Raw genomic sequence first — 754 nt, 5'->3', positions numbered from 1 at the left:
TATAAAAATAGGTTTTCTCAGTTCAAGGAGAAAAAAGATAAATTCTTATCTATCTTAACAAGCTTAGCTGGCACAGCCCTTGTTCTCGCGGCTATCTGGTTAGGATGGACAAAATAAACAGAGAAACCTCGGTATGAACCGAGGTTTTTAAGATGAAATTCTTGGTCGTGGTTGAAAAATATGCTACACTAACAATATGAAAATTTTAATCCCAACAGCAAAAGAAATGAACACAGACCATCCTTGTATCGAAGCGCTCCCCTTGAGGGAAGAAAGTCAGGTAGTCCTTGACTCACTGGCGCACTACTCAGCCAGTGAATTAGAGACTTTTTATAAGGTATCTGCCGAGAAAGCAGAAGAAGAGTACGCTCATATTCAAGCTTTAAAAGATCACAGGGCTAAACATTATCCAGCCTTGAAACTTTTCGATGGTCTCATGTATCGTCACATCAAACGAGATGAGTTAACCAAGGCTGAACAAACCTATCTTGAAAATCATGTCCTAATTACCTCGGCTTTATACGGTGTTGTCCCCGCCTTGTCGCCCATGGCTCCTCACCGTTTGGATTTCTTGATGAAGTTAAAAGTTGCTGGGAAGACTTTAAAGAGTCATTGGAAGTCAGCCTACGATGAGGCACTAGAGGATGAGGATTTGATATTCTCACTCCTATCATCAGAGTTTGAAACCGTATTTTCGAAGGAAATTAGAGAAAAGATGGTGACCTTCAAATTTATGGAGGACAAGGCAGGCCAG

At 40.8% G+C, this 754-nt stretch carries 2 protein-coding genes; both read left to right on the top strand.

Annotated features, from left to right (window positions below):
* The coding region (locus GMD4S_RS13375) for a DUF3953 domain-containing protein (protein ID WP_000328667.1) at positions 1 to 117 on the top strand (117 nt) is incomplete at its 5' end.
* Between the two features lie 79 nt (positions 118 to 196).
* The coding region (gene yaaA / locus GMD4S_RS09780) for a peroxide stress protein YaaA (protein ID WP_000697763.1) at positions 197 to 754 on the top strand (558 nt) is incomplete at its 3' end.

This window comes from Streptococcus sp. GMD4S (assembly GCF_000296955.1).
The sequence above is the reverse complement of the archived record's forward strand: the minus strand, read 5'-3'. Positions and strand labels throughout refer to the sequence as shown.